This is a genomic window from Pantoea coffeiphila, from assembly GCF_016909495.1.
Classification (GTDB): Bacteria; Pseudomonadota; Gammaproteobacteria; order Enterobacterales; family Enterobacteriaceae; genus Erwinia; species Erwinia coffeiphila.
The window spans coordinates 144,350-170,087 of record NZ_JAFBFW010000004.1; the positions used below are offsets into that span (position 1 = coordinate 144,350).

The following is a 25,738-nucleotide window of genomic DNA, read 5'->3' on the forward strand; positions in this document are numbered from 1 at the left end:
GCCCGCTTTTGCTCTGCAAAGGCTGAACAATCCGCCTGCTGCTGGGTCGCCTGTAGCAGGAACAAAAACTGAAGAGACTTTATAATGTTCACTATCAATGTAGAAGTACGTAAAGAGCAGGGTAAGGGTGCGAGCCGCCGCCTGCGTGTAGCTAACAAATTCCCAGCTATCGTTTACGGTGGCAAAGAAGAAGCTATCGCTATCGAACTGGACCACGACTCCGTAATGAACATGCAGGCTAAGCCTGGTTTTTACGAAGAAGTGCTGACTCTGGTTGCAGATGGCAAAGAAATCAAAGTTAAAGTGCAGGCTGTTCAGCGTCACCCGTTCAAGCCAAAACTGCACCACATCGACTTCGTTCGCGCTTAATCGCTCGTTCGTTACAGATGTAAAAGAAACGCCGCATATGCGGCGTTTTTTTTATGCTGAATTCGGGCAGACCTGAAATCAGATCCACCCTATGCGGCTACTTACCGCTGGTGCGGCGCTGCAATTGATCGCGCAGGTTGGGCGGCGTGCCCTTAATGGTCAGCGTATCGGTGGTCGGGTCCCAGAAGATACGCTCGCCCAGCAGCATAGCGTCAAAATTCAGCGTTAAGCCACCGCCGCTGCCGGCAAACTTGGTCAGCTGACGCAGAGTGCTGCGATCGGCCGGGAAACTCTCTTCCAGCTCGTAGCCCTGCTCGGCGGTAAACGCCTGGAAGGTTTTTTCACCCAGCGGCGCCAGCTCTTCCGACAGCCCCTGAAGTTCGATCTCTTCACCCGCCTGCAGCTGCTCGTTGCAATAGCTGTAAACCTGCTGACGGTAGTTCTGGCGCTCGTTTTTATCAAGGCTGGCTTCTGCGCAATAGTCATCCACCGCCTGCAGCAGGCCGCGGTTCTGCGCTTTGGTGTCCAGACCCACGCTGGCACCAAGGAAGTCCATAAAGAAGTCCGCGACTTTGCGCCCTACCCGCCCGCGCAGGAAGGTCAGATAACGGGTCGACTCCGGGTTAGCTTCCCACTCGGTCAAATCGACGCGCGCCACGATATCAGCATGATTAATATCCAGGAACTGCGTGCTGCTGATATCCAGCTCTTCGTTCACGCGCATACTGTTCTGGCTGCTCAGCACCGCGATCAACAGATAGTTCACCGCCAGGTAGCGGTACTGACCAAACAGCACCACGCCGCTTTCTGCAAAGGGATATTTACCCAGTTCATCGCGCAGGCGACCGGTAGCGGCACGGCTGAAACCCAGAAAATCATCCTCGCCTTTGCGGCAGTTGCGCAGCGCCTCGGCCAGTTCGCTCTCTTCGTTGAACAGGCCATAGGCTTTACTTTTGGCGCTGTAAACGCGATGCAGCTCTTCCATCATGGCGGTAACCGCCGGGGTGGACGGCAGCAGCGAATCACGCAGAACCAGATCCAGCGTCTGTTCATCACGTTTGATCAGCTGATGAAGGGCAATCTGGTCGATATCCAGACTCATGGTAAACTCTCCTTTTGGCACAGGCGCGTATTCAATCACCGAGTGCTATTTCGATCAACCAATCAGCAACAACATTAACCCGTTGCTGACGATAAAAATGCAGAAAAAAACGTGCTGTTACGGTAAAATGGCGCCTTTTAAATCTCAGTAAAATAGACGCTATGGCACAATCATCCCGTTACACTAACGAACGCGTGGAAAAAATCCTCGCAGAACTGGTCCAGGTACTGGAAAAAAACCAGACTCCTACCGATCTTTCCCTGATGGTTTTGGGAAATATGGTGACCAACCTGCTCAATACCAGCGTTGCACCTGCGCAGCGCCAGACTATGGCTCGTTCGTTTGCCGAAGCGCTTCAGGCGTCGGTACGCGAAGATAAAGCCCACTGATGAGACGACTCTGATCCCGTTATGGTAACAAATCGGCAGCGCTACCGTGAAAAAGTCTCCCAGATGATAAGCTGGGGGCACTGGTTCGCCCTGTTTAACATCATTTTTGCGTTCATTCTGGGTAGCCGCTACCTGTTTGTTTCCGACTGGCCAACCTCGCTGGCCGGTCGGATTTATGCGTTTAGCAGCTGGATCGGGCACTTCAGCTTTATCGTCTTCGCCGCGTATCTGCTGATCGTTTTCCCGTTGACCTTCGTGGTGATGTCGCAGCGGCTGTTACGCTTTCTGTCGGCGATTATCGCCACTGCGGGACTGACGTTGATTCTGGTCGACGGCGCGGTTTTTGAACGATTCCACCTGCACCTGAATCCCGTTGTCTGGGAACTGGTGATTAACCCCGATCAAAGCGAACTGGCGCGCGACTGGCAGCTGATGTTTATCAGCGTGCCGGTGATTTTCCTTGTGGAGATGCTGTTTGCCACCTGGAGCTGGCAAAAGCTGCGCAGCCTGAACCGCCGCAGCTTCGGCAAACCGCTGGCAGCCCTGTTTATCAGCGCCTTCTTTGCCAGCCATCTGATGTATATCTGGGCGGATGCTAACTTCTATCGCCCGATCACTATGCAGCGTTCGAACCTTCCGCTTTCCTATCCAATGACAGCGCGACGCTTCCTGGAAAAATACGGCCTGCTGGATGCGCAGGAGTATCAGCGCCGCCTGGTGCAGCAGGGGAATCCTGAAGCGCTGTCGGTCGCCTACCCGCTGAGCGATATTACCGTCAGCGATCGCGGTACACGCAACAACCTGCTGGTCATCACCGTGGACGGGCTGAATGAAGCCAGTATGCCTAAAATGCTGCCAAACCTGACGCGTTTCGCCGAAAGTAATGTGCGCTTTAGCCAGCACTTCAGCTCCGGCGGCACCGATGACACGGGTCTGTTTGGGCTGTTTTATGGTATTTCCCCGAGCTATATGGACGGCGTACTCTCATCACGCATTGCTTCAACGCTGATTGGCACGCTGGGCCAGCAGGGCTATCAGTTTGGCCTGTTTGCCAGCGACGGCTTCAATTCGCCTCTTTATCGCCAGGCGCTGCTGTCTGATTTCTCTCTGCCGGAAGCCCGCGAACAGAGTAACGATCAGACGACCACCCAGTGGCAAAACTGGCTGAACGGGCACAGAAACGATAGCAATCCGTGGTTCTCCTATCTGTCACTAACCACCGCAGATAACAGCGGCGGGGATGGTTCCGATAAGCAACGCCTTCGTCGGTACAGTCGGGCCGCTGCCAATGTCGATCAGCAGATACAAAGCGTGCTGGCTACGCTGGAACAGAAAGGGCTGTTGGACAAGACAGTGGTGGTCATTACCGCTCAGCACGGAGTGGTACTGGAAGGTGATGACAATCCAGGCAATCGCGCAGCGCTACAGGTGCCGATGATCGTGCACTGGCCACAAACGCCCGCACAAACGGTGAATAAACTCACCGATCATCAGGACATTATGGCAACCCTGATGCAGCGTCTTCTGCATGTAAATACGCCGCTTGCTGACTATTCGCAGGGGGAAGACTTATTCTCTGCGAAGCGTCGTCATAACTGGGTGGCAAGCAGTATCAGCAACCACCGCCTGGTTATCACCACCGCCGATGAGACATTGCTGCTGGATAACAACGGTAGCTATACGGCGTGGAATTCGCAGGGTGAAGAGCTGAAGAACCACAAGCCGCAGCTGGCGCTGCTGCTTCAGGTACTGACCGACGAAAAACGTTTTATCGCTAACTGACTGTATAAATATAACGCAGTCAAGATGTTAGCTACTTGCATTCGAAGGCCAGTTCAGTAAACTATGCTGCAAATATCGGCACGTAGCGCAGCTTGGTAGCGCACGGTCATGGGGTGTCCGGGGTCGGAGGTTCAAATCCTCTCGTGCCGACCAAATACCTTAGAAAAACCAGCCTCTTACGGCTGGTTTTTTTGTGCCTGAATTTTGTCGTTAACAAATAAAACTATCAGAGTCACTTAACCCGTCACACTAACGCCCTGCATCCACAGGCTAAAGACTAAGATTATTTAGCCTGTGCAATCGTTAGGTTTGATTAAAACCCACGCTACTTATGAATAAAAAGGCCTCTGTTAGAAGAGGCCTTATATGGCACAGGCCAGCACAATGTCACTGACGCAGTCATCTTCTGGAAAAGAACACAAATATTCCATCGGTGATCTTAACCATACCAAACATGCTCAGAACGGTTATCACCAGATTAGAAAGTTCGCGTGGGGCAGAATAAAAAGTATTATCAAATATCCCAACCCCATTCAGCAAGGACGCTACAGTCAGGATGGATATTAGTAATACTATGCCCCTGAATATTCTGTGTTTCATTTTCAATCCTTTAAATATTCATCACCATGAACAACCACCATTATTATTGCCGCAGTTTGAATTTGAAAACCGCAAACAAAGAATACATTCACATGATTTAAAATTACAATATATTTAATAGGAAACAAGTAATGTAAAAAACACCGAAATATCAATAATATAAAAGAAATGTAGCCACATACAAATCAATTACAGATAGAAATAATTCATTTTTTACAAAAACACTTGAACGCCATCACAATTATAAAAACATAATACATTCAACTATTAAATCGAATGATTAATAAATCAATTACGCACGTAATATTATTTCATCAGAAATTAGAATTTAATATCGCATCCAGAACCATAGCGAGGGATATTTATATAAAATAACAGTCAGACTCTTCACGTGCCTATCCAGTAATATAAAACCCGCCCGCTAAGGCGGAATTTATCAATTCGAATCACGCCGACGCCCTCTCCACCAGCGCGGGCGGCACGATAATATTCTGCGCTTCCAGATTCTGCCCGCCAATGCGCAGCAGCAAACGCCGCGCCGTAGCGTGGCCGATTTCACGCGCGGAGTTGGCAATTGAGGTTAGAGGCGGTTCGGTCAGCTCGGACTCGGGGGCGTCTTCCATGCCAATCAGGGCGATTTTTTGTTGGAAGAAACTGTCAACTGCGCCGCCGCCAACTTCTGCGCCGGTGCGCAGCACGCCAAAATAAGCCCCCAGCGCCACGGAAGATTTATGGCAGACGATGGCGCTGATTTTTGGGTAGTGGGAGAGCAGCAGTTCCGTCGCATCCGCCGCACACTTTTGCTGATAATCGCATTCGATAATCCATTCCGTGCGGAACGGCAGGCCATATTGCAGCAGCGTGGCGCAAAAACCGCCGAGCCGTTCGGCGCGGGTCAGTGAATTGCTGAGCCCTCCGAGATAGGCGATCTGCTTGTGCCCCTGTCTTATCAGGTATTCCGTGGCCATTTTTGCCGCCAGCATATTGTCGGGGCGGACCACGTCAACGCCGTCAATGCCGCCGGAACGGGTGGCACAAATCAGCGGCACGCCCTGCTCTTCTGCCTTTTCCTTCAGGCCGCTCATTGCCCCTTCACCGCCGGCAATCACAATGCCGTCTACGCCGTGCGTCAGCAGCGTATCGAAGCAGCGCATCAGACCTTTCCCCGACGCTCCGCTTTGCAGCAGGAACAAAACTTTGCCCTGCGCTTCAAACATTTCGCTGAGGCCCGCGGTCATTTCGGCGTAAAACGGCTCGCAGATATCGCGGACAATCAGCCCGACCACGCCGGATTCCCCACCGCGCAGCGTACTTGCCTGGCGATTACGCACAAAACCCAGTTCATCCACGGCGCGGTTAACCCGCTCAGCCGTCGCCTGAGAGATACGCCCCTTGCCGCCCAGCACCAGTGAAACGGTGGTGACAGACACACCGGCGTGGCGGGCCACATCGATAATCGTGATCTTTTTATGGTTCATCGGACTTTATCGTTCATACCGGACTCCACGAAACGGCATCGCTCACGGCCGCCATTATACGTACCCGGAAGCAAAAAATTAGCCTGGTCAGAGAGTTATATATGATTAAGCAATTTAAGTAAAACGTTAAACCTTTTTTAAACCCCGTTATACCTGGAATGATCGGATAGTGTGAGCTTGAACACGTATTGTTTTGGTGAAACGTTTTATCTTAGCCTCCAGCAACACAGAGCCTAACAACACCATTGGGGAGCGGGTATGCCTGCACATAAAAAACAACGTTTCACACTCTGGGAGTTCTTCCAGAGCCTGGGTAAAACTTTCATGCTGCCGGTCGCGCTGCTGTCGTTTTGCGGCATTATGCTCGGCATTGGCAGTTCACTGAGCAGCCGCGATGTCATCACCCTGCTACCGGTGCTGGGCAATCCCGTTCTTCAGCTGATTTTCGTCTGGATGAGCAAGGTTGGCTCTTTCGCCTTCAGTTTCCTGCCGGTGATGTTCGCTATTGCGATTCCGCTGGGGATGGCGCGCGAGAATAAAGGCGTTGCCGCTTTCTCCGGCTTCGTCGGTTTCACCGTGCTGAATCTGGCCGTTAACTTCTATCTGACCGCCAACGGTACGCTGCCCACCACCGATCCGGCGGTGCTGAAAGCCAATAATATCCAGATGATTTTGGGCATTCAGTCTATCGATACCGGCATTCTGGGTGCGGTGATCGTTGGCATCATCGTCTACCGACTGCACGAGCGCTTTAACACCATTCGCCTGCCGGACGCCCTGGCGTTCTTCGGCGGTACCCGCTTCGTGCCGATTGTCACTACCGTAGTGCTGGGTCTGGTCGGTTTACTGATCCCGCTGATCTGGCCGTTCTTCGCTGCCGGGATTACCGGTCTTGGCCGCCTGATCCAGGGCGCGGGCGTATTTGGCCCGATGATTTTCGGCTCCGGCGAGCGTTTCCTGCTGCCGTTCGGCCTGCAGCACATTCTGGTAGCGCTAATCCGCTTCACCGAAGCAGGCGGAACATTAGATGTCTGCGGCCGTGAAGTCAGCGGCGCGCTGACCATCTTCCAGGCGCAGCTTTCCTGCCCGACCACCCACGGCTTCTCAGAAAGCGCAACGCAGTTCCTGTCGCAGGGTAAGATGCCGGCCTTCCTTGGCGGGCTGCCGGGTGCCGCGCTGGCAATGTACCACTGCGCCAAACCGGAAAACCGTCATAAAATTAAAGGGCTGCTGATTTCCGGTGTGGTTGCCTGCGTGGTTGGTGGCACCACCGAACCGATCGAATTCCTGTTCCTGTTCGTGGCACCTGCGCTGTACGTGATCCACGCATTCCTGACCGGTCTGGGCTTCACCGTGATGTCGGTGCTGGGCGTGACCATCGGTAATACGGACGGCAACATCATTGACTTTGTGGTCTTTGGCATCCTGCACGGCACCGCCACCAAGTGGTATCTGGTGCCGGTTGTGGCGGCCATCTGGTTCGCGGGTTACTACGCGATCTTCCGCTTCTCAATTACCCGCTTTAATATCAAAACTCCGGGCCGCGAATCGGACAGCCTGCCTGCCGCCGCCGTGCCGTCTTCCAGCAAATCGGGCTACAACGTGCCGGCTATTCTGAGTGCGCTGGGCGGTGCAGGCAACATCGTATCCCTGGACAACTGCATCACCCGTCTGCGCCTGTCGGTGGCGGATATGACACTGGTGGATGATGCAACGCTGAAAGCCAATCGGGCAATTGGCGTGGTACATCTTAATGAACACAACCTGCAGGTGGTAATTGGCCCACAGGTGCAGTCGGTAAAAGACGAGCTGGATGCTCTGATCCGTGCAGCGGCCAGCCCTGCAGCGGCAGAACCGATTACCGTATAACCCCCCTTTCAGCGGGCGACCAGGGTCGCCCTTATTTGCGTTATGCCGGGAGTAAAGCGCATGTCTTTTGATTTCTCCACCGTCACCGACCGCCACGGCACCTGGTGCACTCAGTGGGATTACGTCGCCGATCGCTTCGGCAGCGCCGACCTGCTGCCGTTCACCATTTCGGATATGGATTTCCCCACCGCGCCATGCATTCTTGAGGCGCTGCAACAGCGGTTGCAGCACGGTGTGCTGGGCTATAGCCGCTGGCAACATGATGATTTTCTCGGCGCAATTGCCCACTGGTTTCAGCAGCGCTTTAACAGCCGTATTGATAGTGAAACGGTGGTCTACGGTCCTTCGGTCATTTATATGGCGGCGCAGCTGATCCGCCTGTGGAGCCAGCCGGGGGACGGCGTAGTCACTTTCACACCGGCCTACGACGCGTTCTTTAAGGTGGTAGACGGCAATCAGCGCCGCATGCTGCCCTGCCCGCTGATCAAACAGGGCAACGACTGGAGACTGGACGCAGAACTGCTGGAAAACCTGCTAAGCCAGCCAGATTGCTCGGTGCTGCTGCTATGCAGCCCGCACAATCCGACGGGAAAAGTCTGGACGCGGTCGGAGCTTGCGCTGATTGCTGAGCTGTGCGAATGCCACGGCGTACGGACTATCAGCGATGAAATCCACATGGATATGGTCTGGGGTAACAATCGGCACACGCCGTGGAATGAAGTAGCACGAAGCGACTGGGCGCTGCTGACCTCCGGCTCCAAGAGCTTTAACATTCCCGCGCTGACCGGTGCATACGGGCTGATCGGCAGTAAAATACACCGCGATGCCTACCTGCATCAGCTGAAGGCCTGCGACGGATTATCTTCGCCGGCGGTGCTGGCCGTTCATGCCCACGTGGCGGCCTATCGCGCCGGTGAACCCTGGCTGGATGCGCTGCGCGACTATCTGCAGGGCAATCTGCGCTACGTGGCCGAACGGCTGAATCACGCCTTCCCGCAGCTGGGCTGGCAGCCACCGCAGTCAACCTACCTGGCCTGGATCGATCTGCGCTCGTTAGGGATTGACGATCGTCTGCTGCAAACAGAGCTGATCGAACGGCAGAAAGTCGCGATTATGCCGGGTTATACCTACGGTGAAGAGGGCAACGGCTTCCTGCGGTTGAATGTCGGCTGCCCGAGGTCGAAAGTCGAAGCGGGAATGGATAAATTAATCGCTGGCATTGAGGCAGTAATCCAGCACCGTTCGGGTTAACCGCTCCGGCCAAGTGGTGCGTCTGAGAGTTAAGCTGAAAGGGTGATGCCGGACGTCATCAGCCGCGCCTTCCCGCTGAATTACAACACGTTGCAAAATTTTGCGGGTTATATCGCATATTGTCAGCAACCCGTTTTGGTGAAACAAAACTGTCACACAAATATCATACGCTGTGGATACACTCTTCATCGCACTGTGTAAAACAGGATGACTAACATGCCGACAGTAAAAGCGACAAATTTTAAAGATGCAGAAGAACTGCTTCATTCGGGAATTCATAAAGTAGAACTGGCCTACGACATCGGTAGCGACGATTTTTTCCGTCTCGCCAGCCACTGGTGCACCCGTGGTGCCAAGATCTCCAAGGGCAACGAGCACTTTGTGGTGTCGATTAAAAATCTCGCGATCCCGCCAAACCACTGAGTCTGTCCGCTCAGTTTTGAAATCTGGCCACTAACCTGTTTAAATTAAGCATCACTTTTTAATCGGTTAGTGGCTATGCCTTTGCTAAACCTGCCTTCATTGCCTCCATTTATTTCCCGTGCGGTTCTTAGCCCGCTTGCCGCTTATCCCAATGTGTTACTGCTCGACGTGCAGTTTAACGAAGCGCATTTCACCCCTGAACTGTTTGATTTGCTGAATATCCCCTTCCCTGCCAGGCTGCAAAAAGCGGTGAACAAACGCCGCGCGGAATATCTTGCCAGCCGCTACTGCCTGCAGCAGGCGTTGACCAGGATGGACGTTACGCAGTTCATTCTGCACAACGATGAAGACCGTGCTCCGCTGTGGCCGGAAGGCATACGTGGTTCGCTTTCGCACACCCATCGGCGCATCTGCGCGCTGCTGACCCGCCGCAATGACGTCCTGCCGGGTATCGACTGCGAACAGATGATGACGGAAAAACACGCGTCAGAAATGGCGCATATGATCGTTAATCCTGCGGAGAAGGCACTGTTAGAACGGCTTGAACTGCCTTTTGCCTGTGCGGTGACACTCGTTTTTTCGGCGAAAGAGAGCTTATATAAGGCGATATGGCCCAAACTGCGGTGTTTTATGGATTTCAGTACGGCAGAGGTGGTTGACTGGGATGCGCAAAACACGCGGCTCACGCTAAGGCTGACTGAGACGTTTTCCGTTGAGTTTTGTGCCGGAAGGGAGTTTACGGTAGAGGTTGAGTTACAGCCCGATACGGTATTAACCTGGGTTATCGGGCTGCAGGAATAGTCTGCATAGCTTATTTACCGTCGCGCGGGCTGCGGTCGTTCAGCTGCGGCAGGTCGTGCAGATCCACACCATACAGTTCCACCATCGGAATCATCGCTTCAACAACCCGGCAGCTATCCAGCGTTGCCATACCGGCAGGTACCTGGAAAAAGCGGGTAAAATGCAGCCATAAACCTTTCATACGTTGCTCCTCTGTGTTGTGAAAGGTTAGTAAACCTTATTTTATCGCCTCCGCAAAATATCCATTTCGCACAGCCTTTGCCAGCCGCTGGTAATAGCCGCTTATCCCATTTGATGAATGATATATGCCAGATTTGTTGTTTTACTCCCCTCGCAGCTCCCTTCAATAATTGCCAGCAACTGAAGCGCATTAAGGATTAATTATGGCTTATCAATTGAGCCTGCTGGATAAAAGTCCGGTAGCAGAAGGTGAAACGCCTGCCCAGGCACTGGCAAGGACATTACTGCTGGCGCAAAAAGCCGAAGAGTGGGGCTTTCACCGCTTCTGGCTGGCTGAACACCACAATACGCAGGCTCTGGCCAGCCCGTCACCGGAAGTGCTGATCGCCTGGATTCTTGCCCATACCCGCCATCTGCGCGTCGGTTCCGGCGGCGTAATGTTGCAGCACTACAGCCCTTATAAAGTGGCGGAAAACTTTAACCTGCTGGCCTCTCTGGCTCCGGGCCGCGTCGATCTTGGCGTGGGCAAAGCGCCGGGCGGCCTGCCGCTGTCTACCCGCGCATTGCAGCACGGCATTAACGCCGAAGCGAAAGGCGATTTCTCCAGCCAGCTGCGGGCGCTGGAAGGCTGGCTGAACGCCAGCGACAGCGACAGTCAAACCGAAGACCAGCTGCTGGCGACTCCGGTCCCTGCTCGCCCGGCTCAGCGTTTTCTGCTGGGTGCCAGCGAAGGCAGCGCGCAGCTGGCCGCCGAGCTGAACTGGCAGTTTGTTTTTGCCGCGCATCTTAACGGAAACCGCCAGGAGCTGGAGCAGACGTTGGCAACCTATCGTCGCCTGAGCGGCGGACAGTCGGCGCTGGTAGCGGTGCAGGTGATTGTGGCTGAGTCAGCGGCAGATGCCGACCTGCTTGCCGCCGATCTGCAGCACTACCGTGTTCATGTAGAAAATGGCCAGAGCGTCACCGTTGGTACGATTGCCCAGGCGGAAGCCTTTATTCGTCAGGCGAACGCCACGAATTACCGCATCGAACCGCGCGAAGCCGCGGTCATTAAAGGCACAGCCGAACAGGTTCATAACGAGCTCGAAGCGCTGCATCAGCAGTACGGCATTGAAGAGTTTGTTATTGATACGCCGGTCAGCAGCGGCGCGGCGCGGGTGAAATCGCTGGAACTACTGGCCAGCCATCGCCTGGTCGCCGCCTGAGGAGCACAGCACAATGAGTCAGAATCTTGGACAACAGTTAATCGCATGGCGACGTGAACTGCATCAGTTCCCCGAGCTGTCCAATCAGGAATTTGCCACCACTGAACGCATTCAGGGCTGGCTGCGCAGCGCTGGCATCGAGCCGCAGCCTTACGGGCTGAATACCGGTGTCGTGGCCGAGATCGGTCAGGGTGACGCACTGATTGCGCTGCGTGCCGACATCGATGCACTGCCGATCGAAGAGGTGGTCCCGGTTGAATTTCGCTCACAGAATCCCGGTGTGATGCACGCCTGCGGTCACGATGTACATACCTCGGTGATCCTTGGTGCTGCACTGCTGCTGAAAGCGCGTGAGAAAACGCTGCCAGGCCGGGTACGTCTGCTGTTTCAGCCAGCGGAAGAACGGTTTGGCGGGGCGAAAACGCTGATCAAAGCCGGTGCGCTGGAAGGCGTAAGCGCGATTTTCGGCATGCATAACGCGCCGGAACTGCCGGTTGGCACTTTCGCCACGCGCGGCGGGCCGTTTTATGCCAACGTCGATCGCTTTGACTTCGAAGTCACCGGTAAAGGTGCCCACGCCGCCCGTCCGCAGGAGGGCATTGACGCGATTGTGATTGCCAGCCAGATCGTTACCGCACTGCAAACGCTGGTCAGCCGCAGCTACAGTCCACTGGAATCGGTGGTAGTCAGCGTCACCCGCATTGAGGGCGGCAATACCTGGAACGTGCTGCCGCAGACCGTGGTACTGGAAGGGACGGTGCGAACCCACAACGACGCCATTCGTGAATCATTACCGCAACGCTTCCAGCAGCTGATTAGCAGCATCGCCGAAGGCTTCGGTGCAACAGCGAAGCTCAACTGGCATCCGGGGCCTCCGGCGCTGGTCAATACCGAGCGCTGGGCAGAATTCAGTAAAGGGGTCGCGGCGGAAGCCGGTTACACCGTACAGCACGCCGATCTGCAAATGGGCGGGGAGGATTTCGCCTTCTACCTGCACAACACCCCTGGCACCTTCGTCAGTATCGGCAGCGCCAGCGAATTCGGCCTGCATCATCCCGGATTTAAACCGGATGAAAGCCTGATCGAACCGGCCGCCCGTTATTTCAGCCAGCTGGCAGAAGCCGCGCTGCGTGAAATTAGTTAGCCACAGCAAACTGCGTTTCCACCTGCACATTCAAATAATAAGAGTAAACATTATGCTTAAAACCTCATTACTGTCAGGACTGTTCGTTGCTACCGCCCTGTTGACCAGCGGAGCCTGGGCCGAAACCGTCACCGTGAACGGCACGGGGATCAGCGTGGAAGCCAATGCTGCGCCGATCCATGCGCCGGTGAACCCTGAAGCCGTGGCGCAGATCCCTAAGGATCACCGCTTCGCCGTGCCGGGTAAATTTACCGTTGCCGTGGCCGCGCTGAACTCCCCACCGCTGACGCTGTTCTCCGATGACAACAAAACCCTGCAGGGTAGCGAAGTGGATATCGCCCGCCTGGTGGCCGATAGCCTGGGTCTTGAGCTGAACGTAGTACCAACTTCATGGGAAGACTGGCCGCTGGGCGTCAGTTCCGGCAAATACGACGCGGCGATCACCAACGTGACGGTCACCAAAGAGCGTAAAGAGAAGTTTGACTTCGCCACCTACCGCCAGGATTCACTGGGCTTTTACGTGAAGTCCACCAGCAAAATCACCTCGCTGAAAAAAGCGGAAGATATTGCCGGCCTGCGGATTATCGTCGGCTCCGGCACCAACCAGGAAGCGATCCTGCTGGCCTGGGATGAAGCCAACCAGAAAAAAGGCCTGAAGCCGTTTACCCCAATCTACGTGAAAGATGATGCCGCGCAGACGCTGGCACTGCAGTCCGGCCGTGCGGATGCCTTCTTTGGTCCAAACGTGATCGGCGCATGGAAAGCGGCGCTGACCGGCCAGACCAAACTGGTAGGAAGCGTTGACGGCGGCTGGCCGAAGGCGGCACACATCGCGGTGACGCTGAAGAAAGGTAATGGCCTGGTCACACCGGTGAACACCGCGCTGAACGGCGTGATTAAAAGCGGCGAGTACGACAAGGTGCTGAACCGCTGGGGCGAAGGCATTGAACGCCTGGATCGCTCCGAGATCAACCCGCCGGGTCTGGGCGACTAAGGAGTTCGTGATGAGTCAAGCACAGTTCCGCCAGCTGTCACCGGAAGCCCCGGAGCTGGCACCGATTATCGAAGGTCTGTTTGGCGAATACAGCGCCCGCTACGGTGATTTTTTCGCCCGCGACGCGGAAGTCGAGCTGACCGAATGGTATCTGCCGCCACGGGGTACATTTGTGGTGCTGGAGCGCGATGGTGAGATTATTGCAATGGGCGCCTACAAGGCGCTCGACGCGGAAACCGCCGAGCTGAAACGCATCTGGACGCGCAGCGATCTGCGCCGCCAGGGGCTGGCACTGCAGGTGCTGGTTGAACTGGAGCGACGCGCCGAGCTGGCAGGTTACACAGGGGTGTTCCTCACCACCGGTTTCCGCCAGCCGGAAGCCGTCAGGCTCTATCTTTCCCACGGCTATCAGCCGCAGTTCGATATCACCCGTAACCCGGAAGAGTACAGCCTGCCGCCCCATGATGGCCGACTGCGCTTTCGCAAGCTGCTGAATCAGCATGTTACCGCAGGAGCCGCTCATGAAACACAATGAAACGGAAACCCTGCGCGTGGTCCCTGCCCGCTATCCGCTCAGAGTGCTGGGCGGGTTTATTGCCCTGTTTGTGCTGGCGGTAGTGATTCAGTCGGTGGCCTTTAATCCTCGCTGGGAGTGGAAGGTCTTCGCCCACTGGTTCTTCCACCCGGCGATCCTCAGCGGCCTGGGTCAGACCCTGCTGCTGACGCTGATTGCCACGGTGCTCAGTATTTTCTTTGGTGGACTGCTGGCGCTGGCCCGCCTTTCGCCTTCGTGGCTGCTTTCGGGACTGGCTTTCGGCTACATCTGGCTGTTCCGCTCGCTGCCGCTGATTGTGGTACTGATTATTCTCTACAACTTCTCTTACCTCTACGACACGCTGTCGATTGGTATTCCGTTTACTCCGCTGACCTTTGCCGAATACCAGACCATTGACGTACTTGGCCAGTTCAGCACCGCCGTAATCGGCCTGACGCTGGTGCAGTCGGCCTATACCGCTGAGATTATTCGCGGTGGCATACTCGGCGTCGATCAGGGTCAGTTTGAAGCCGCCGCCGCGCTGGGCCTGCCGGGCTCGCGCCGCACGCTGCGCATTATCCTGCCGCAGGCGCTGCGCTCAATTATCCCGACCGGTTTTAACGAAATTATCAGCCTCGCCAAAGGCACCGCGATGGTGTACGTACTCGCGATGCCGGAACTGTTCTACACCATTCAGATGGTTTACAACCGTACGCAGCAGGTTATCCCGCTGCTGATGGTGGCCGCCGTCTGGTATCTGCTGATCACCACCGTACTGTCGATTCTGCAGCATTATGTCGAGCGCTGGCTGGCCCGCAGTGCAACCCGTGAATCTTCTACTCCGCGTCCACGCTGGCGCTTACGCCGCCAGACTGCGGCGATCACCCCGCTAAGGAGCTAACGATGTCAGAAGCCCTCGATCTGCACAGCCACGCGGTGCGCGGCCATATTTCGATTACCCACGTCAGCAAAAGCTTTGGCCGCTTCAAGGCGCTGGATAATGTGTCGCTGGAGCTGCCGCCGGGTTCGGTGACGGTGATCCTCGGCCCTTCCGGCTCCGGTAAATCCACCCTGCTGCGGGCGATTAATCATCTGGAACGCGTCGACGAAGGCTTTATTCGCATTGACGGCGACTACATTGGCTATCGGCGCAAAGGGGATAAGCTGTATGAGCTGAAGGAAAAGGCGATTCTCAAACAGCGTACCGAGGTGGGCTACGTCTTCCAGAACTTTAATCTGTTCCCGCATCTGACGGTGCTGGAAAACATTATTGAAGCGCCAATTGTGCATAAAAGATTAACCCGCCAGCAGGCAATAGAACGCGCCGGAGAGCTGCTGGATGCGGTGGGATTACGTCACAAGGCGGATGCCTGGCCGCGCCATCTTTCCGGTGGTCAGCAGCAGCGCATCGCGATTGCTCGTGCACTGGCGCTCGATCCGCGAGTTATTCTGTTTGATGAACCCACCTCCGCGCTGGACCCGGAGCTGGTTGGGGAAGTACTGGATACCATTAAAAAGCTCGCCCGCTCCGGCACCACGCTGGTGGTGGTCACCCATGAAATCGGCTTCGCCCGCGAGGTGGCCGATAATGTGGTCTTTATGGTTGACGGTAAAATCGTTGAACAAGGCAGCGCACATCAGGTGCTGAACAACCCGCAGCATCCGCGCACCAGCCGCTTCCTCGCCAAAGTTCTCTAATTTCTCCCCCTCTCTGATGCATAAAAAAACGGCTTATCATAATGATAAGCCGTTGCAACCATTTGGTAAGACGACGAGAAAGTTCAGGGAAGTTAACGGCGGTACTCAACCGTTGCAATCAGCTTACCCCTGTACTAACCCGTTGACTAATAACAATAGTAGCTGAACTTATGCAAAGTCCTTTTGCCCTTCAGCCTGCGGTATCGGTACGCTTTACTGCATCCAGCGTGGCCATATCCCGCTCGGCCCCGGTCAGCTCACTGAGATGCCCCTGACGCATTTCCAGCAGGCGATCGGCATGCAGGAAATAGTGGTCATCATGGCTGATAGCAAACACCGTTTTGCCCAGCCCCTGTAACCACGGCAGCAGCTCGCGATAGAAGATACGACGGAAGTGCGGGTCCTGATCCGCCGCCCACTCGTCAAGCAGCAGAATGTCGCGCTGTTCGGCGGTGGCCAACAGCAGCGCCAGGCGCTTGCTCTGCCCTTTCGACAGTTTCAGATTCAGTATGCGGTTGCCGTCGAGCTGGATTTTATCCTGCATCTGTAGCCGCTCCAGCCATGCCTGTACCCGCTCGGGATCGGCGGGCTGGCCGCTGTCGTCGATCAGACGGTCGAACAGGTGCACATCGGTAAACACCGCCGAAAACAGCTGCCGGTAATCGTCCATCGATTCGGGCTGAACCACTTTGCCGTCGAGCAGGATCTCACCGGAAACCGGCTGATATAGCCCGGTCAGCAGCATCGCCAGCGTGGATTTTCCGCTGCCGTTACCGCCAATCAGAAACACCAGCTCGCCACGGTTGAGAACCATGTTGATCGGCCCGACGCTGAATCCGTTATCGCCGTAGTGGAATACCAGATTGCGCAGTTCCAGGGTCTGCCACGCCTTCTTACCGCTCTGAGCCGGGAATTCGGCCTGATAGTCGGCCAGCTTGAAGGTGTTGAGCTTATTAAACGCCACCTGCGCGGTCAGCAGCGTTGGTAGCGCGCCTACGGCAGACAGCATCGGCGTCCTCAGGAACAGCAGCGTCAGCGAATAGGTAGCAGCGACGGCGGTATCGGCCCAGCCCAGGCTGTTGGCCAGATAGAATGCCAGCCCGATCGCGCCGAGCATCATGATATTCGACCAGTTAACGGCGCTGAGATGGTAGGTATCCGCGCGCACGATATGATGGCGATAGGTGCGGGCATCCTCACCGTAGACATCGTCAAAAATCTGCTGCGCGCGCTGGCGGTTCAGCGCCAGTTCTTTGCGGCCTTCGATAATGGTCTGGAAATCGGCATACAGGCGCTCTTCGGTGTTACGCAGCACTTCCAGATGGCGGTAAACCCGCGATACCAGCAGCCAGCCGCCGAAAATCGTGATAGCAACCCAGATGGCGGTGACCACCAGCATTTTCGGTGACAGCCAGCCCAGATAGGCCGCCGATCCTACGGTTAAAATAATCCCCTGGATCAGTTCGGGCAGACGCACGAAAGCGATGGTGATATTACGCACGTCGCTGGTCAGCGCCGCCAGCAGCTGGGCGTTACCAATCTGCTCGATGCGCTCGACGCGAGTATCCAGAATCCGGCGGATAAATTCACCGCGCAGACGATAGACAAAGTGGTGACCCAACAGGGTCAGCGCCAGCTGGGACCCCAGCGTCACCGCCATCAGCAGCAGCAGCAGGCCAAGGAACTGCGGCAGCACCATCAGTGAAGAGTTGAGAGTAACGATCAGTTCGCGGTTGATAAAGGCGATAAGGCCAATACCCAGCACGGCGCTGAGCAGGCTAAGCAGGATCACGCCGATAAACGGCCAGCGATACTGCTTATAAACAACGTGGAGCAACTCCATGAAAACATCCCGGCAGGTAAAAAAGCAGCTAGCAGTTTAATGAGATAGTGGGCTATATCAATACTAATTCTCATTATCACCGCATTGGCTGCCGTCTGCTACGGGGTCAGTGTGCGCGGCGGAAGGTCAGATTAAAGCGGAACGCACCGGCCTGAGGGTGAATACCGGGTTTCAGCGGCAGAATCCCGTGGTAGCGCAGCCGTGAAGGCCCGCCCCACACCACCACATCACCGTGCTCCAGCAGCACCCTCATGGTGGCATCACTCCGCTCAAAACCACCAAACTGGAAGACCGCAGGCAGCCCGAGCGAGACGGAAACGATCGGCTGACGCAGGTCGCGTTCGTCCTTATCCTGATGCAGGGTCAGCTTTGCTCCGGGCTCATAGCGGTTAAGCAGGCAGGCATCGGGATTAAAATGTGGGAAACCGGCTTCGGCAGCGCAGCTGACGGCAAGCTGGCGAAACAGCGTCGGCATAGGCGGCCAGCGGGTTCCTCCGGCGTTATCCTGCTCGCTGTACTGATAGCCGCGCGAGTCGGTGGTCCAGCCCAGATCCCCGCAGTTGGTCATCGCCACCGACATGCGGTGGCCACCGGGCGTGATGCGATGGTGAAAGGGGTTCTGTGCCGCAATCTGCGCCACCTGTTCAAGCAGCGCATCGGCATCGCTCAACGCACGTCGGCGCAGGATCACCGCGCCGTCGGCCAGGGGTTCGCTCCAGGGTTCCTCTTCGGCAAACAGATCGAGCATAGCGACTCCTCAGGGTTTATCACTGCCGGTATCAGACTGTATAAAGGCCTTAAACTGCGGCGACATCCAGCTGGCAAAGCCGTCGCCCTGTTTATAGATCAGATAGACCGCCAGCTTATCACGCAGCGCCAGCGCTTTGGCTTTCTCCTCGCCCAGTACCATCAGCCCGGTATCCCAGCCGTCGGCCTCCAGCGCCGTGGTAGCAATCACCGTGGCGGACACCAGGCGATGCTGGATCGGCTGGCCGGTGACCGGATCGATCACGTGAGAAATACGCTTGCCGTCCAGCTCATAGTAGTTGCGATAGCTGCCGGAGGTGCTGATACCGTGTCCCTGCAGATCGACGATGGCCTGCACCGCATTTTCACGATCGGTCGGTTTCTGAATCGCCACCTGCCAGGCTTTGCCCTGCGCATTTTGCCCACGCGTCAGCACCGCCCCGCCTACCGACACCAGATAGTTGTTGATGCCCTCTTTTTCCATCAGCCGTGCCAGGTGGTCGGTGGCGAAACCTTCACCCACGGTTGAGAGGTCCACGTACAGTCCTGGAAGATCTTTTTGCAGATATGCCTGTCCGGCACGGTTGATCACCTGCAGGTGCTGCAATCCGGTCAGCGCGCGGGCGGCATCGATCTGCTGAATGTTCGGGGTGCTGACGGGCTGTTTGTCCGGGCCGAAGCCCCACAGATTAACCAGGGGTCCAATAGTGATATCCATCGCCCCGCCGGTTTGATGACCAATTCGCAGTGCCAGGGTGACGATATCGGCCATGTTGTCGCTGACCGGCTGCGGGCCGCTGCCGCGGTACTGGTTGAATCGGGAAAGGACGGAGTCATTTTTCCAGGTTGAAAGCTCATGATCATCGTTATTCAGCTGCTGCTGGATGGCGTTTTGCAAAGCTTCGCGGCGCGAGTTATCCACGCCCGCCAGGCTGACGCGCCAGTAGGTTCCCATGGTTTTCCCTTCCAGCACCATGGCGTCCTGCTGCACGGAGGTTTGCGGGTTGTCGCAGGCCACCAGCAGAAACGCTGCCGCCAGGCTGATGAGGTGTCGCCAGTTCGCTTTCATTTTCTTTCTAACCTTTTTGCTGCCGTTACGGCGTTAGCCAGAGCTACAAGGGCTGCGCCGGTTTTAAATGCTTTAGAAAATTTGTGGCGATGATTATCTTTGCCAGAGGCGGGAATGACAAGGGTAGCAGGAGTGGTGATTCAGGGGCGGTTTAGAAATAGGGTGCCATCACTTCGTTTGTTAACCTGTCGGACCAGTACAGAGTGGCATTTGTTCCGAGTCGTTTGCAAAGTCAGGAGCGGGCGTTGGCGGGTTAAGCCTCCGGATCTCCTCTCTGCATGGTGAAAGCGATGCAAAACGTTCAGAAGGCCCGACCTCTGCGGCGGCCGGGCCTGGCTCGCTCAAACCACAGCCACAGCCACAGCCACAAGCGATTAGCTGCTGATAACAAAAGCACAAGTGCACTTTATTGCGAAAAGGATGACGTTAAGAGAGGGTTATTCGGCTACCGATGATAAAAAAGCCGCCATCTTGAAAAGATAGCGGCTCCGTTACTTTCAACTAACAGGCATCAGGGGATATCCTTTAGCCCGTCTGTAGTAGCAAGACTTAGAACTGGTAAACCAGACCAACTGCCACTACATCGTCGGTATTGATACCGGCTGCGTTGGTGAATGCGCTGTCGTCCAGCAGATTGATCTGGTAATCAACGTAGGTGGACATGTTTTTATTGAAGTAGTAGGTGGTACCCACATCAATGTAGCGTTTCAGGTTCTGAGAACCGTAACCTTCGATCTGTTTGCCACGTGAGCTAACAAATGCCAGAGATGGGCGCAGGCCGAAGTCAAACTGGTACTGTGCAACCAGTTCCCAGTTATCTGCCTGGTTTGCGTAACCGTAAGCGCTGGAGTCAATGCTGCCAAAACGGGTCGCGTTATACGCGCGAGTATACATGGCGGCCAGGTAAATGTTGTTAGCGTCGTATTTCAGACCGCCTGAGTATGCGGTCGCGTGGTCGCCGTGACCCAGCGCTGCGCTGTTGTTTTGCTCGTCAGTACGGTCAGAAGAGAACATAGCGGCACCGATACCAAAGCCTTCACCGATGTCATAGGTGGTTGACAGACCCCAGCCATCACCGTTCTGGCCGAGAACGTCACGACCGTTATTGCTTTCTTCCGGGCTGCCGTTTTTGCCCTGATACTGGATAGCAAAGTTCAGGCCGTCAACCAGACCGAAGAAGTCATTGTTACGATAGGTCGCAAGGCCGCTTGAACGCTGGAAGAGGAAGTTATCCGCACCGTAGGTATCGCCACCGAACTCAGGCAGAACGTCGGTCCATGCGCCAATGTCGTACATAACACCGTAGTTACGACCGTAGTCCAGAGACCCCGCATCGCCAAATTTCAGACCCGCGAAACCGACACGCGTGTAGTTGTCAGCAGTCCCCTGAGACTCGGTGTTGTTCAGCGCAACCTGATATTCCCACTCACCATAACCGGTCAGTTGATCGGTCACCTGAGTTTCGCCCTTGAAGCCAAAGCGCAGGTAAGACTGATCGCCATCGGTACCATTGTCATCGGAGAAGTAGTGCAGACCGTCAACTTTACCGAACAGATCCAGTTTGTTGCCGTCTTTATTGTAGATTTCAGCTGCGCCAGCGGTACCGGCTACCAGCAGACCTGGAATCATCAGCGAAAGAACGCGAAGTTTCATGTAATTACCCTCTCATTTTATTTATCTTATTTGCCACTGCGTACTGAATGTATTAATTCAGCATTGAAGGTCATATTAAGGAACTACAGGCAATAATCCATGAAGAAAATGATACCAAACACAATAATATGTTTCAGAACATATTACATATATTTCAAAAAGTAAATTCGATGGAACTTTTAAATGGCATTTATTGATAAATAATACAGCATCAATAATCAAAAAATAATTTAATTCATTAAAAACAATAACTTAAAACAGTTATTTTGCGCACTGAATGATAAATATCGCCGTCCAGCAAAAGCTATAATAATTACGCTATCATCATTTAATTTCATTATTACCTTCATTCACCCCGAATGATTTGTGTCACCCCAAATATTTCCACCGGGCCTTGTTGCCCGGTTTTTTTTGCTTTTAATTCCTGAGCAAACATCCGTAAAGCTAATTTCCCCCGTAAAGTAAACGTTCTCTCCCCGTCACTCCGCCTGAAAGAAACAAATAGCCGCTACAGTTCAGTTTCTGATAAGCACCAGATAGCGCAGATTGGCGCACTACCGATTTAAACCACGGCCCAGGACTCCTCTGGAAAATCGCCGCTACCCGACGATTCCGATTCACAGGTGTGACCTTTCAGGTTATTAAGATTGGCTGAATGATCAGATAGCCCGGCTATCCGCTTAAACAGCGCCCCCCCACGCAGCGTTGCGCTTCTTTACTAATGGCAATTGTGGTAAAAAACGGGGTTAACTTTGCACGGGCTGAATGGATAAAATGACAACACTGGAAACGCAGATCTCAGCGAATGTAGCGCGATTAAATCAACGGGCAACTCGCGTCGTTTTTTTGATCGCCGGGATTGGTATGGCAGCCTGGGCACCGCTGGTACCTTATGCTAAAGAACGTGCCGCGCTGAGTGATGCCTCTTTAGGCACACTGCTGCTGTTTCTGGGACTGGGATCGCTGATTGCGATGCCGCTAACCGGTGTTCTGGTGGGGCGATACGGCTGTAAGCGTATCATTACCTGCGGCAGTTTTTTCCTGCTGGTGCTGCTTCCTCTTCTGGCCGTACTTTCCTCCCCTTTCTCTCTGGCACTGGCGCTGATGGCCTTCGGTGCGTCTATTGGCATGATTGACGTGGCGATGAACATCCAGGCAGTAGAGGTGGAAAAGAGTTCGGGCAAAGCGATGATGTCCGGATTCCACGGTTTCTTTAGTATGGGCGGTATCGTTGGAGCCGGGCTGATGAGCCTGATTCTGGCTCTGGGCATGACTCCGGTACATGCGGTACTGGTGATTAATCTGCTGCTGATCGCGCTGTATCTGTTTTGTCAGCGCCATATCCTGAACGAACGCCTGCATCAGCCCGATACGCCGATGTTCGTTCTGCCGCGCGGCTGGGTGCTGTTCCTCGGTGTACTGTGCTTTATTCTGTTTCTTGCCGAAGGTGCCATTCTCGACTGGGGCGCACTATTTCTGACTCATAGCCGCGATATGCCTGCCGCGCAGGCCGGAATGGGCTATGCGGTGTTTTCCGTCGCCATGACCATTGGCAGATTATGCGGCGATTGGGTTGTGTTAAAAGCGGGCCGCACGGCAACGCTGTTCTTCGGCTCACTGTGCGCTGCGGCAGGGCTGGTACTGGCGGTAACCATCAACGACTCAACAATGACGCTGATAGGCTTTTTACTGGTCGGTTTCGGCGCATCGAACACCGTGCCGATTATGTTCAGCGCCGCCGGGAACCAAAAAACCATGCCGGTAAGCCTGGCCATCTCCGCGATGACAACGATTGGTTATGCAGGCATTCTTGCCGGCCCGGCACTGATCGGTTTTATTGCTCAGTGGTCAAGTCTGTCGGTCGCCTTCAGCGCCGTTGCTGCACTGCTGTTAGTCGTTGCCGCCAGCGCGAGATTGATCACCCGATGAGCAGTGCCAACGTATGACGACCTATAAATTCCCGCTGACATCCGCTAACGTCACGCGATTTTTCGTGCTGTTTATTCTGCTATTGCTGCTGGCATCCGGCTTTATGATTCAGAATGCGGTGAGCGCCTGGCTTACGGCCAGGCACTACGTGATGAATGATATTACTCACGCCATGCAGAAACGCATCGACAGTTATCGTTTTGCGACCTGGCAGATTTATGAAAATCTGGCGGCGACCGCAGCGGGTACAACGCCTTCCGAAAGCTTACAGGAAACTCGCCTGCGCCCTGACGTCTATGCGCTGGAAAAGAACCGGCGCAAAACGGAGGCGCTGATTTTCGGTTCGCACGACAGCAGCACGCTGGATATGTCGCAGCGCATGTCCACCTATCTGGATACCCTCTGGGGGGCTGAAAACAGTACCTGGTCAATGTATTTCCTGAATGGTCAGGACAACAGCCTGATTCTGGTTTCAACTCTGCCACTGAAGGACATGGCAACGCGCTACAAAGATAACGCCATCAGCAATATCGTTGAGGCGCGCCGGGCGGAAATGCTCCAGCAGGCGAATGCACTGGATGAGCGCGAAAGCTTCTCTCCACTGCGGCGGTTAAGCTGGCAAAACGACCACTACTTTACCATGCGCACCACCTTCAATCAGCCCGGTCATCTGGCAACGGTAGTGGCCTTCGATCTGCCGGTGAACGACATCATTCCTGAAGCCATGCCGCTGGAAAACTTCCAGCTGCGGCAGGATACTGCGCCGGTGGCTGAAGGTAGCGACAGTGAGGATAACAGCAGTAAAGCGCGCATTAACTGGGTGAATCCCAATATTGAAATTGCGACATCCCTCTCCGGAACCCCTTTGCAGCTGGTGTACCGCGTACCGGTGACCGAACTGGCACTGGATACGCTGCGCAATTTACTCTGGCCGCTGCTGGCGAATCTCAGCCTGTTGCTGCTGTCGCTCGCTGGCTTGTTCCTGCTCCGCCAGCAGTCGCTGCGGCCGAGTGAAAATCAAAGTGCTGAACTTGAATCACTGCGTCAGCTTAACGAGGAAATTGTCGCCACGCTGCCGGTCGGCCTGTTGGTTTACGATTTTGCGAACAACCGAACGTTACTCTGTAACAAGATTGCGGAACACCTGTTGCCGCATCTGAACCTGCAAAAAATTATCAATATGTCCGATCAGCATCAGGGCGTTTTGCAGGCGACGGTCAACAATGAAGTCTATGAAATTCGCCACGCGCGCAGTGCAATCTCTCCGCATACGCAGCTGTTTATGATGCGCGATCAGGACCGTGAACTGCTGGTTAATAAAAAACTGCAGAAGGCGCAACAGGTTCTGGATAAGAATCATCAGTCGCGGCAGCAGCTGTTGCAAAATCTGGGTCATGCCCTCCAGCGACCGCTCAGCGATGTGATTCAGCGCCTGCTGACCCTGGGCAGCGATTACGATGTGGAATCGCTTAACCACTCGCTGGAATCGGCACAGTCTCTGGAACGTCTGATCGACGATATCGTACTGCTGAATCAGCTTGAAACGCTGGACTGGGCGCCGGAAGTGGGCTTGTTTAATTTACAAACGCTGCTGGATGAGCTGGCCCAGGACGTTCTGCCAATGATGCGGCGTAAAGGCTTAACGCTGATGATCGCTAATCATCTGAGCAGCGATGAACTGCGGCTGGGCGATCGTCGCGCCATGGCCAAAATCCTCTCCACGCTGATGTACTATGCTATTACCACAACAACGTGGGGGCGAGTCAGTTTGACGGTCAATACCGCCACGGATAATCGGGAACGGCTGGTGATTGATATTGTGGATACCGGTTCCGGCCTGTCGGCTGACGAAATGGCCAACGCCGATTTCCCGTTCCTCGGTGAAACGCATAAAGATCGCTTTGGTCAGGCATCCGGTATGGCCTTCTTCCTTTGTAAACAGCTTTGCAAACAGCTTGGCGGCCAGCTCGATATTCATGCGACGGCGGAAATTGGCTCCCGATACAGCATTCAGCTGCCGCTGCCATCCGAGCCGCAGCAGGAACAGGAAGAGAAACTGCTGGAAGGTGTGAATGCCCTGATTGATATCACTGTTGATGACGTGCGTAAAATTGTGGTGCATCAACTTGAAGACTGGGGTGCCAACTGCATTACGCCAGATGAGCGCTTCTCCGGCCAGCAGCATGATGTGCTGGTTACTGACGATCCGTCACGACTGACGCCGTGGTCATTGCTGCTTGCAGACGACGAGCCCGGCTTTACGCTGCTGGCTCACGGCCAGTATCGGGTTAATTTCAATATCAGTAGCGCAATGCAGGATGCACTGTTGCAGCTGATCGAACAACAGCTGGCACAGGAAGAGTCGGCTGAAGAAAGCACGGAACCGCAGGATTTGGCACAGCTATTCGCCAGCGGTTATTTCCAGCTATTTGTGGACACAGTTCCGGATGATGTCAGGAGGTTGTATAATGAGGCAGCAAACAGGGAATACAGTGCGCTTGCTCAGACAGCACACCGGCTTAAAGGTGTGTTTGCCATGCTCAACCTGCTCCCCGGCAAGCAGCTCTGCGAAACGTTAGAGCAGCACATCCGCGAATGTAACGATTCAAACATTAAAAATACCACCAGTGAAATTGACCATTACGTCAACGAGCTGCTGCAGCAAGGTAACCCATAA

22 protein-coding genes and 1 tRNA gene are annotated in these 25,738 nt (G+C 54.8%); 16 read left to right on the forward strand and 7 right to left on the reverse strand.

Going from position 1 to position 25,738, the window contains the following annotated elements; translation table 11 throughout:
• Positions 1 to 84: 84 nt before the first annotated feature.
• Positions 85 to 369, forward strand: coding sequence for a 50S ribosomal protein L25 (rplY, locus tag JOE09_RS14245; protein WP_205066237.1), 285 nt, complete (start codon positions 85 to 87; stop codon positions 367 to 369).
• A 97-nt stretch (positions 370 to 466) separates the two neighbouring features.
• Here rplY and yejK read toward each other — a convergent pair whose 3' ends face one another.
• Positions 467 to 1,471: a nucleoid-associated protein YejK gene (yejK, locus tag JOE09_RS14250; RefSeq protein WP_205066238.1), complete on the reverse strand. Its 1,005-nt coding sequence runs from the start codon at positions 1,469 to 1,471 to the stop codon at positions 467 to 469.
• 161 nt (positions 1,472 to 1,632) lie between these two features.
• Between yejK and JOE09_RS14255 the strand changes: the two genes are divergently transcribed.
• From JOE09_RS14255 to JOE09_RS14265, 3 genes are all read left to right on the forward strand, one after another.
• Positions 1,633 to 1,860: a YejL family protein gene (locus JOE09_RS14255; protein ID WP_105591318.1), complete on the forward strand. Its 228-nt coding sequence runs from the start codon at positions 1,633 to 1,635 to the stop codon at positions 1,858 to 1,860.
• Between the two features lie 21 nt (positions 1,861 to 1,881).
• On the forward strand, positions 1,882 to 3,642 hold the full coding sequence (gene yejM / locus JOE09_RS14260) for an LPS biosynthesis-modulating metalloenzyme YejM (protein ID WP_205066239.1): 1,761 nt from the start codon (positions 1,882 to 1,884) through the stop codon (positions 3,640 to 3,642).
• A gap of 76 nt (positions 3,643 to 3,718) precedes the next feature.
• Positions 3,719 to 3,795, forward strand: a tRNA-Pro gene (locus tag JOE09_RS14265).
• 893 nt (positions 3,796 to 4,688) lie between these two features.
• On the opposite strand, the gene malI is transcribed toward JOE09_RS14265, so the two are convergent.
• On the reverse strand, positions 4,689 to 5,720 hold the full coding sequence (malI, locus tag JOE09_RS14270; protein WP_205066240.1) for a Mal regulon transcriptional regulator MalI: 1,032 nt from the start codon (positions 5,718 to 5,720) through the stop codon (positions 4,689 to 4,691).
• Between the two features lie 258 nt (positions 5,721 to 5,978).
• Between malI and malX the strand changes: the two genes are divergently transcribed.
• From malX to JOE09_RS14290, 4 genes are all read left to right on the forward strand, one after another.
• The gene (malX, locus tag JOE09_RS14275; RefSeq protein WP_205066241.1) at positions 5,979 to 7,589 is read left to right on the forward strand and encodes a maltose/glucose-specific PTS transporter subunit IIBC; all 1,611 of its coding nucleotides are present in this window, start codon (positions 5,979 to 5,981) and stop codon (positions 7,587 to 7,589) included.
• A 60-nt stretch (positions 7,590 to 7,649) separates the two neighbouring features.
• Positions 7,650 to 8,840 carry a MalY/PatB family protein gene (locus tag JOE09_RS14280; RefSeq protein ID WP_205066242.1) on the forward strand — a complete coding sequence of 397 codons (1,191 nt, stop codon included), beginning with the start codon at positions 7,650 to 7,652 and terminating at the stop codon, positions 8,838 to 8,840.
• A 216-nt stretch (positions 8,841 to 9,056) separates the two neighbouring features.
• Positions 9,057 to 9,263: a hypothetical protein gene (locus JOE09_RS14285; protein WP_105591312.1), complete on the forward strand. Its 207-nt coding sequence runs from the start codon at positions 9,057 to 9,059 to the stop codon at positions 9,261 to 9,263.
• A gap of 75 nt (positions 9,264 to 9,338) precedes the next feature.
• Positions 9,339 to 10,064, forward strand: a complete 726-nt coding sequence (locus tag JOE09_RS14290; RefSeq protein ID WP_205066243.1) for a 4'-phosphopantetheinyl transferase family protein — start codon at positions 9,339 to 9,341, stop codon at positions 10,062 to 10,064.
• A gap of 10 nt (positions 10,065 to 10,074) precedes the next feature.
• Here the strand turns inward: JOE09_RS14290 and JOE09_RS14295 are convergent, their stop codons facing one another.
• On the reverse strand, positions 10,075 to 10,245 hold the full coding sequence (locus JOE09_RS14295) for a hypothetical protein (RefSeq protein WP_172606541.1): 171 nt from the start codon (positions 10,243 to 10,245) through the stop codon (positions 10,075 to 10,077).
• A 202-nt stretch (positions 10,246 to 10,447) separates the two neighbouring features.
• Between JOE09_RS14295 and JOE09_RS14300 the strand changes: the two genes are divergently transcribed.
• From JOE09_RS14300 to JOE09_RS14325, 6 genes are read left to right on the forward strand one after another with little or no spacing between them, the layout of a single operon-like run.
• The gene (locus JOE09_RS14300) at positions 10,448 to 11,449 is read left to right on the forward strand and encodes an LLM class flavin-dependent oxidoreductase (RefSeq protein WP_205066244.1); all 1,002 of its coding nucleotides are present in this window, start codon (positions 10,448 to 10,450) and stop codon (positions 11,447 to 11,449) included.
• A gap of 13 nt (positions 11,450 to 11,462) precedes the next feature.
• Entirely contained in the window at positions 11,463 to 12,593 is a 1,131-nt protein-coding gene (locus JOE09_RS14305; RefSeq protein ID WP_200546188.1) for a M20 peptidase aminoacylase family protein, read from the forward strand.
• A 52-nt stretch (positions 12,594 to 12,645) separates the two neighbouring features.
• Positions 12,646 to 13,587 carry an ABC transporter substrate-binding protein gene (locus tag JOE09_RS14310; protein WP_105591308.1) on the forward strand — a complete coding sequence of 314 codons (942 nt, stop codon included), beginning with the start codon at positions 12,646 to 12,648 and terminating at the stop codon, positions 13,585 to 13,587.
• 10 nt (positions 13,588 to 13,597) lie between these two features.
• A complete protein-coding gene (locus tag JOE09_RS14315) occupies positions 13,598 to 14,122 on the forward strand; it encodes a GNAT family N-acetyltransferase (RefSeq protein WP_105591307.1) in 525 nt (174 codons plus the stop codon).
• On the forward strand, positions 14,109 to 15,023 hold the full coding sequence (locus JOE09_RS14320) for an amino acid ABC transporter permease (RefSeq protein ID WP_200546187.1): 915 nt from the start codon (positions 14,109 to 14,111) through the stop codon (positions 15,021 to 15,023). The genes JOE09_RS14315 and JOE09_RS14320 overlap by 14 nt, the downstream gene beginning before the upstream one ends.
• A gap of 2 nt (positions 15,024 to 15,025) precedes the next feature.
• On the forward strand, positions 15,026 to 15,820 hold the full coding sequence (locus JOE09_RS14325; protein WP_205066245.1) for an amino acid ABC transporter ATP-binding protein: 795 nt from the start codon (positions 15,026 to 15,028) through the stop codon (positions 15,818 to 15,820).
• A gap of 190 nt (positions 15,821 to 16,010) precedes the next feature.
• Here the strand turns inward: JOE09_RS14325 and JOE09_RS14330 are convergent, their stop codons facing one another.
• The 4 genes from JOE09_RS14330 to ompC form a co-directional block, all read right to left on the reverse strand.
• The gene (locus JOE09_RS14330) at positions 16,011 to 17,663 is read right to left on the reverse strand and encodes a multidrug ABC transporter permease/ATP-binding protein (protein WP_205066246.1); all 1,653 of its coding nucleotides are present in this window, start codon (positions 17,661 to 17,663) and stop codon (positions 16,011 to 16,013) included.
• Between the two features lie 106 nt (positions 17,664 to 17,769).
• Entirely contained in the window at positions 17,770 to 18,411 is a 642-nt protein-coding gene (gene alkB, locus JOE09_RS14335; RefSeq protein WP_205066247.1) for a DNA oxidative demethylase AlkB, read from the reverse strand.
• A gap of 9 nt (positions 18,412 to 18,420) precedes the next feature.
• Positions 18,421 to 19,479 carry an FAD:protein FMN transferase ApbE gene (gene apbE / locus JOE09_RS14340; RefSeq protein ID WP_205066248.1) on the reverse strand — a complete coding sequence of 353 codons (1,059 nt, stop codon included), beginning with the start codon at positions 19,477 to 19,479 and terminating at the stop codon, positions 18,421 to 18,423.
• Positions 19,480 to 20,028: 549 nt separating this feature from the next.
• Positions 20,029 to 21,132 carry a porin OmpC gene (ompC, locus tag JOE09_RS14345; protein WP_205066249.1) on the reverse strand — a complete coding sequence of 368 codons (1,104 nt, stop codon included), beginning with the start codon at positions 21,130 to 21,132 and terminating at the stop codon, positions 20,029 to 20,031.
• Positions 21,133 to 21,906: 774 nt separating this feature from the next.
• Between ompC and JOE09_RS14350 the strand changes: the two genes are divergently transcribed.
• Positions 21,907 to 23,061 (forward strand): MFS transporter, encoded by a 1,155-nt coding sequence (locus JOE09_RS14350; protein ID WP_205066250.1) that lies wholly within the window; start codon positions 21,907 to 21,909, stop codon positions 23,059 to 23,061.
• Between the two features lie 13 nt (positions 23,062 to 23,074).
• A complete protein-coding gene (gene rcsD / locus JOE09_RS14355; protein ID WP_205066251.1) occupies positions 23,075 to 25,738 on the forward strand; it encodes a phosphotransferase RcsD in 2,664 nt (887 codons plus the stop codon).

Bases quoted from the DNA above. Each gene is read 5' to 3' on its own strand.
- rplY (WP_205066237.1), top strand. From the start codon at position 85: ATGTTCACTATCAATGTAGAAGTACGTAAAGAGCAGGGTAAGGGTGCG.
- yejK (WP_205066238.1), bottom strand. From the start codon at position 1,471: ATGAGTCTGGATATCGACCAGATTGCCCTTCATCAGCTGATCAAACGT.
- JOE09_RS14255 (WP_105591318.1), top strand. From the start codon at position 1,633: ATGGCACAATCATCCCGTTACACTAACGAACGCGTGGAAAAAATCCTC.
- yejM (WP_205066239.1), top strand. From the start codon at position 1,882: ATGGTAACAAATCGGCAGCGCTACCGTGAAAAAGTCTCCCAGATGATA.
- malI (WP_205066240.1), bottom strand. From the start codon at position 5,720: ATGAACCATAAAAAGATCACGATTATCGATGTGGCCCGCCACGCCGGT.
- malX (WP_205066241.1), top strand. From the start codon at position 5,979: ATGCCTGCACATAAAAAACAACGTTTCACACTCTGGGAGTTCTTCCAG.
- JOE09_RS14280 (WP_205066242.1), top strand. From the start codon at position 7,650: ATGTCTTTTGATTTCTCCACCGTCACCGACCGCCACGGCACCTGGTGC.
- JOE09_RS14285 (WP_105591312.1), top strand. From the start codon at position 9,057: ATGCCGACAGTAAAAGCGACAAATTTTAAAGATGCAGAAGAACTGCTT.
- JOE09_RS14290 (WP_205066243.1), top strand. From the start codon at position 9,339: ATGCCTTTGCTAAACCTGCCTTCATTGCCTCCATTTATTTCCCGTGCG.
- JOE09_RS14295 (WP_172606541.1), bottom strand. From the start codon at position 10,245: ATGAAAGGTTTATGGCTGCATTTTACCCGCTTTTTCCAGGTACCTGCC.
- JOE09_RS14300 (WP_205066244.1), top strand. From the start codon at position 10,448: ATGGCTTATCAATTGAGCCTGCTGGATAAAAGTCCGGTAGCAGAAGGT.
- JOE09_RS14305 (WP_200546188.1), top strand. From the start codon at position 11,463: ATGAGTCAGAATCTTGGACAACAGTTAATCGCATGGCGACGTGAACTG.
- JOE09_RS14310 (WP_105591308.1), top strand. From the start codon at position 12,646: ATGCTTAAAACCTCATTACTGTCAGGACTGTTCGTTGCTACCGCCCTG.
- JOE09_RS14315 (WP_105591307.1), top strand. From the start codon at position 13,598: ATGAGTCAAGCACAGTTCCGCCAGCTGTCACCGGAAGCCCCGGAGCTG.
- JOE09_RS14320 (WP_200546187.1), top strand. From the start codon at position 14,109: ATGAAACACAATGAAACGGAAACCCTGCGCGTGGTCCCTGCCCGCTAT.
- JOE09_RS14325 (WP_205066245.1), top strand. From the start codon at position 15,026: ATGTCAGAAGCCCTCGATCTGCACAGCCACGCGGTGCGCGGCCATATT.
- JOE09_RS14330 (WP_205066246.1), bottom strand. From the start codon at position 17,663: ATGGAGTTGCTCCACGTTGTTTATAAGCAGTATCGCTGGCCGTTTATC.
- alkB (WP_205066247.1), bottom strand. From the start codon at position 18,411: ATGCTCGATCTGTTTGCCGAAGAGGAACCCTGGAGCGAACCCCTGGCC.
- apbE (WP_205066248.1), bottom strand. From the start codon at position 19,479: ATGAAAGCGAACTGGCGACACCTCATCAGCCTGGCGGCAGCGTTTCTG.
- ompC (WP_205066249.1), bottom strand. From the start codon at position 21,132: ATGAAACTTCGCGTTCTTTCGCTGATGATTCCAGGTCTGCTGGTAGCC.
- JOE09_RS14350 (WP_205066250.1), top strand. From the start codon at position 21,907: ATGACAACACTGGAAACGCAGATCTCAGCGAATGTAGCGCGATTAAAT.
- rcsD (WP_205066251.1), top strand. From the start codon at position 23,075: ATGACGACCTATAAATTCCCGCTGACATCCGCTAACGTCACGCGATTT.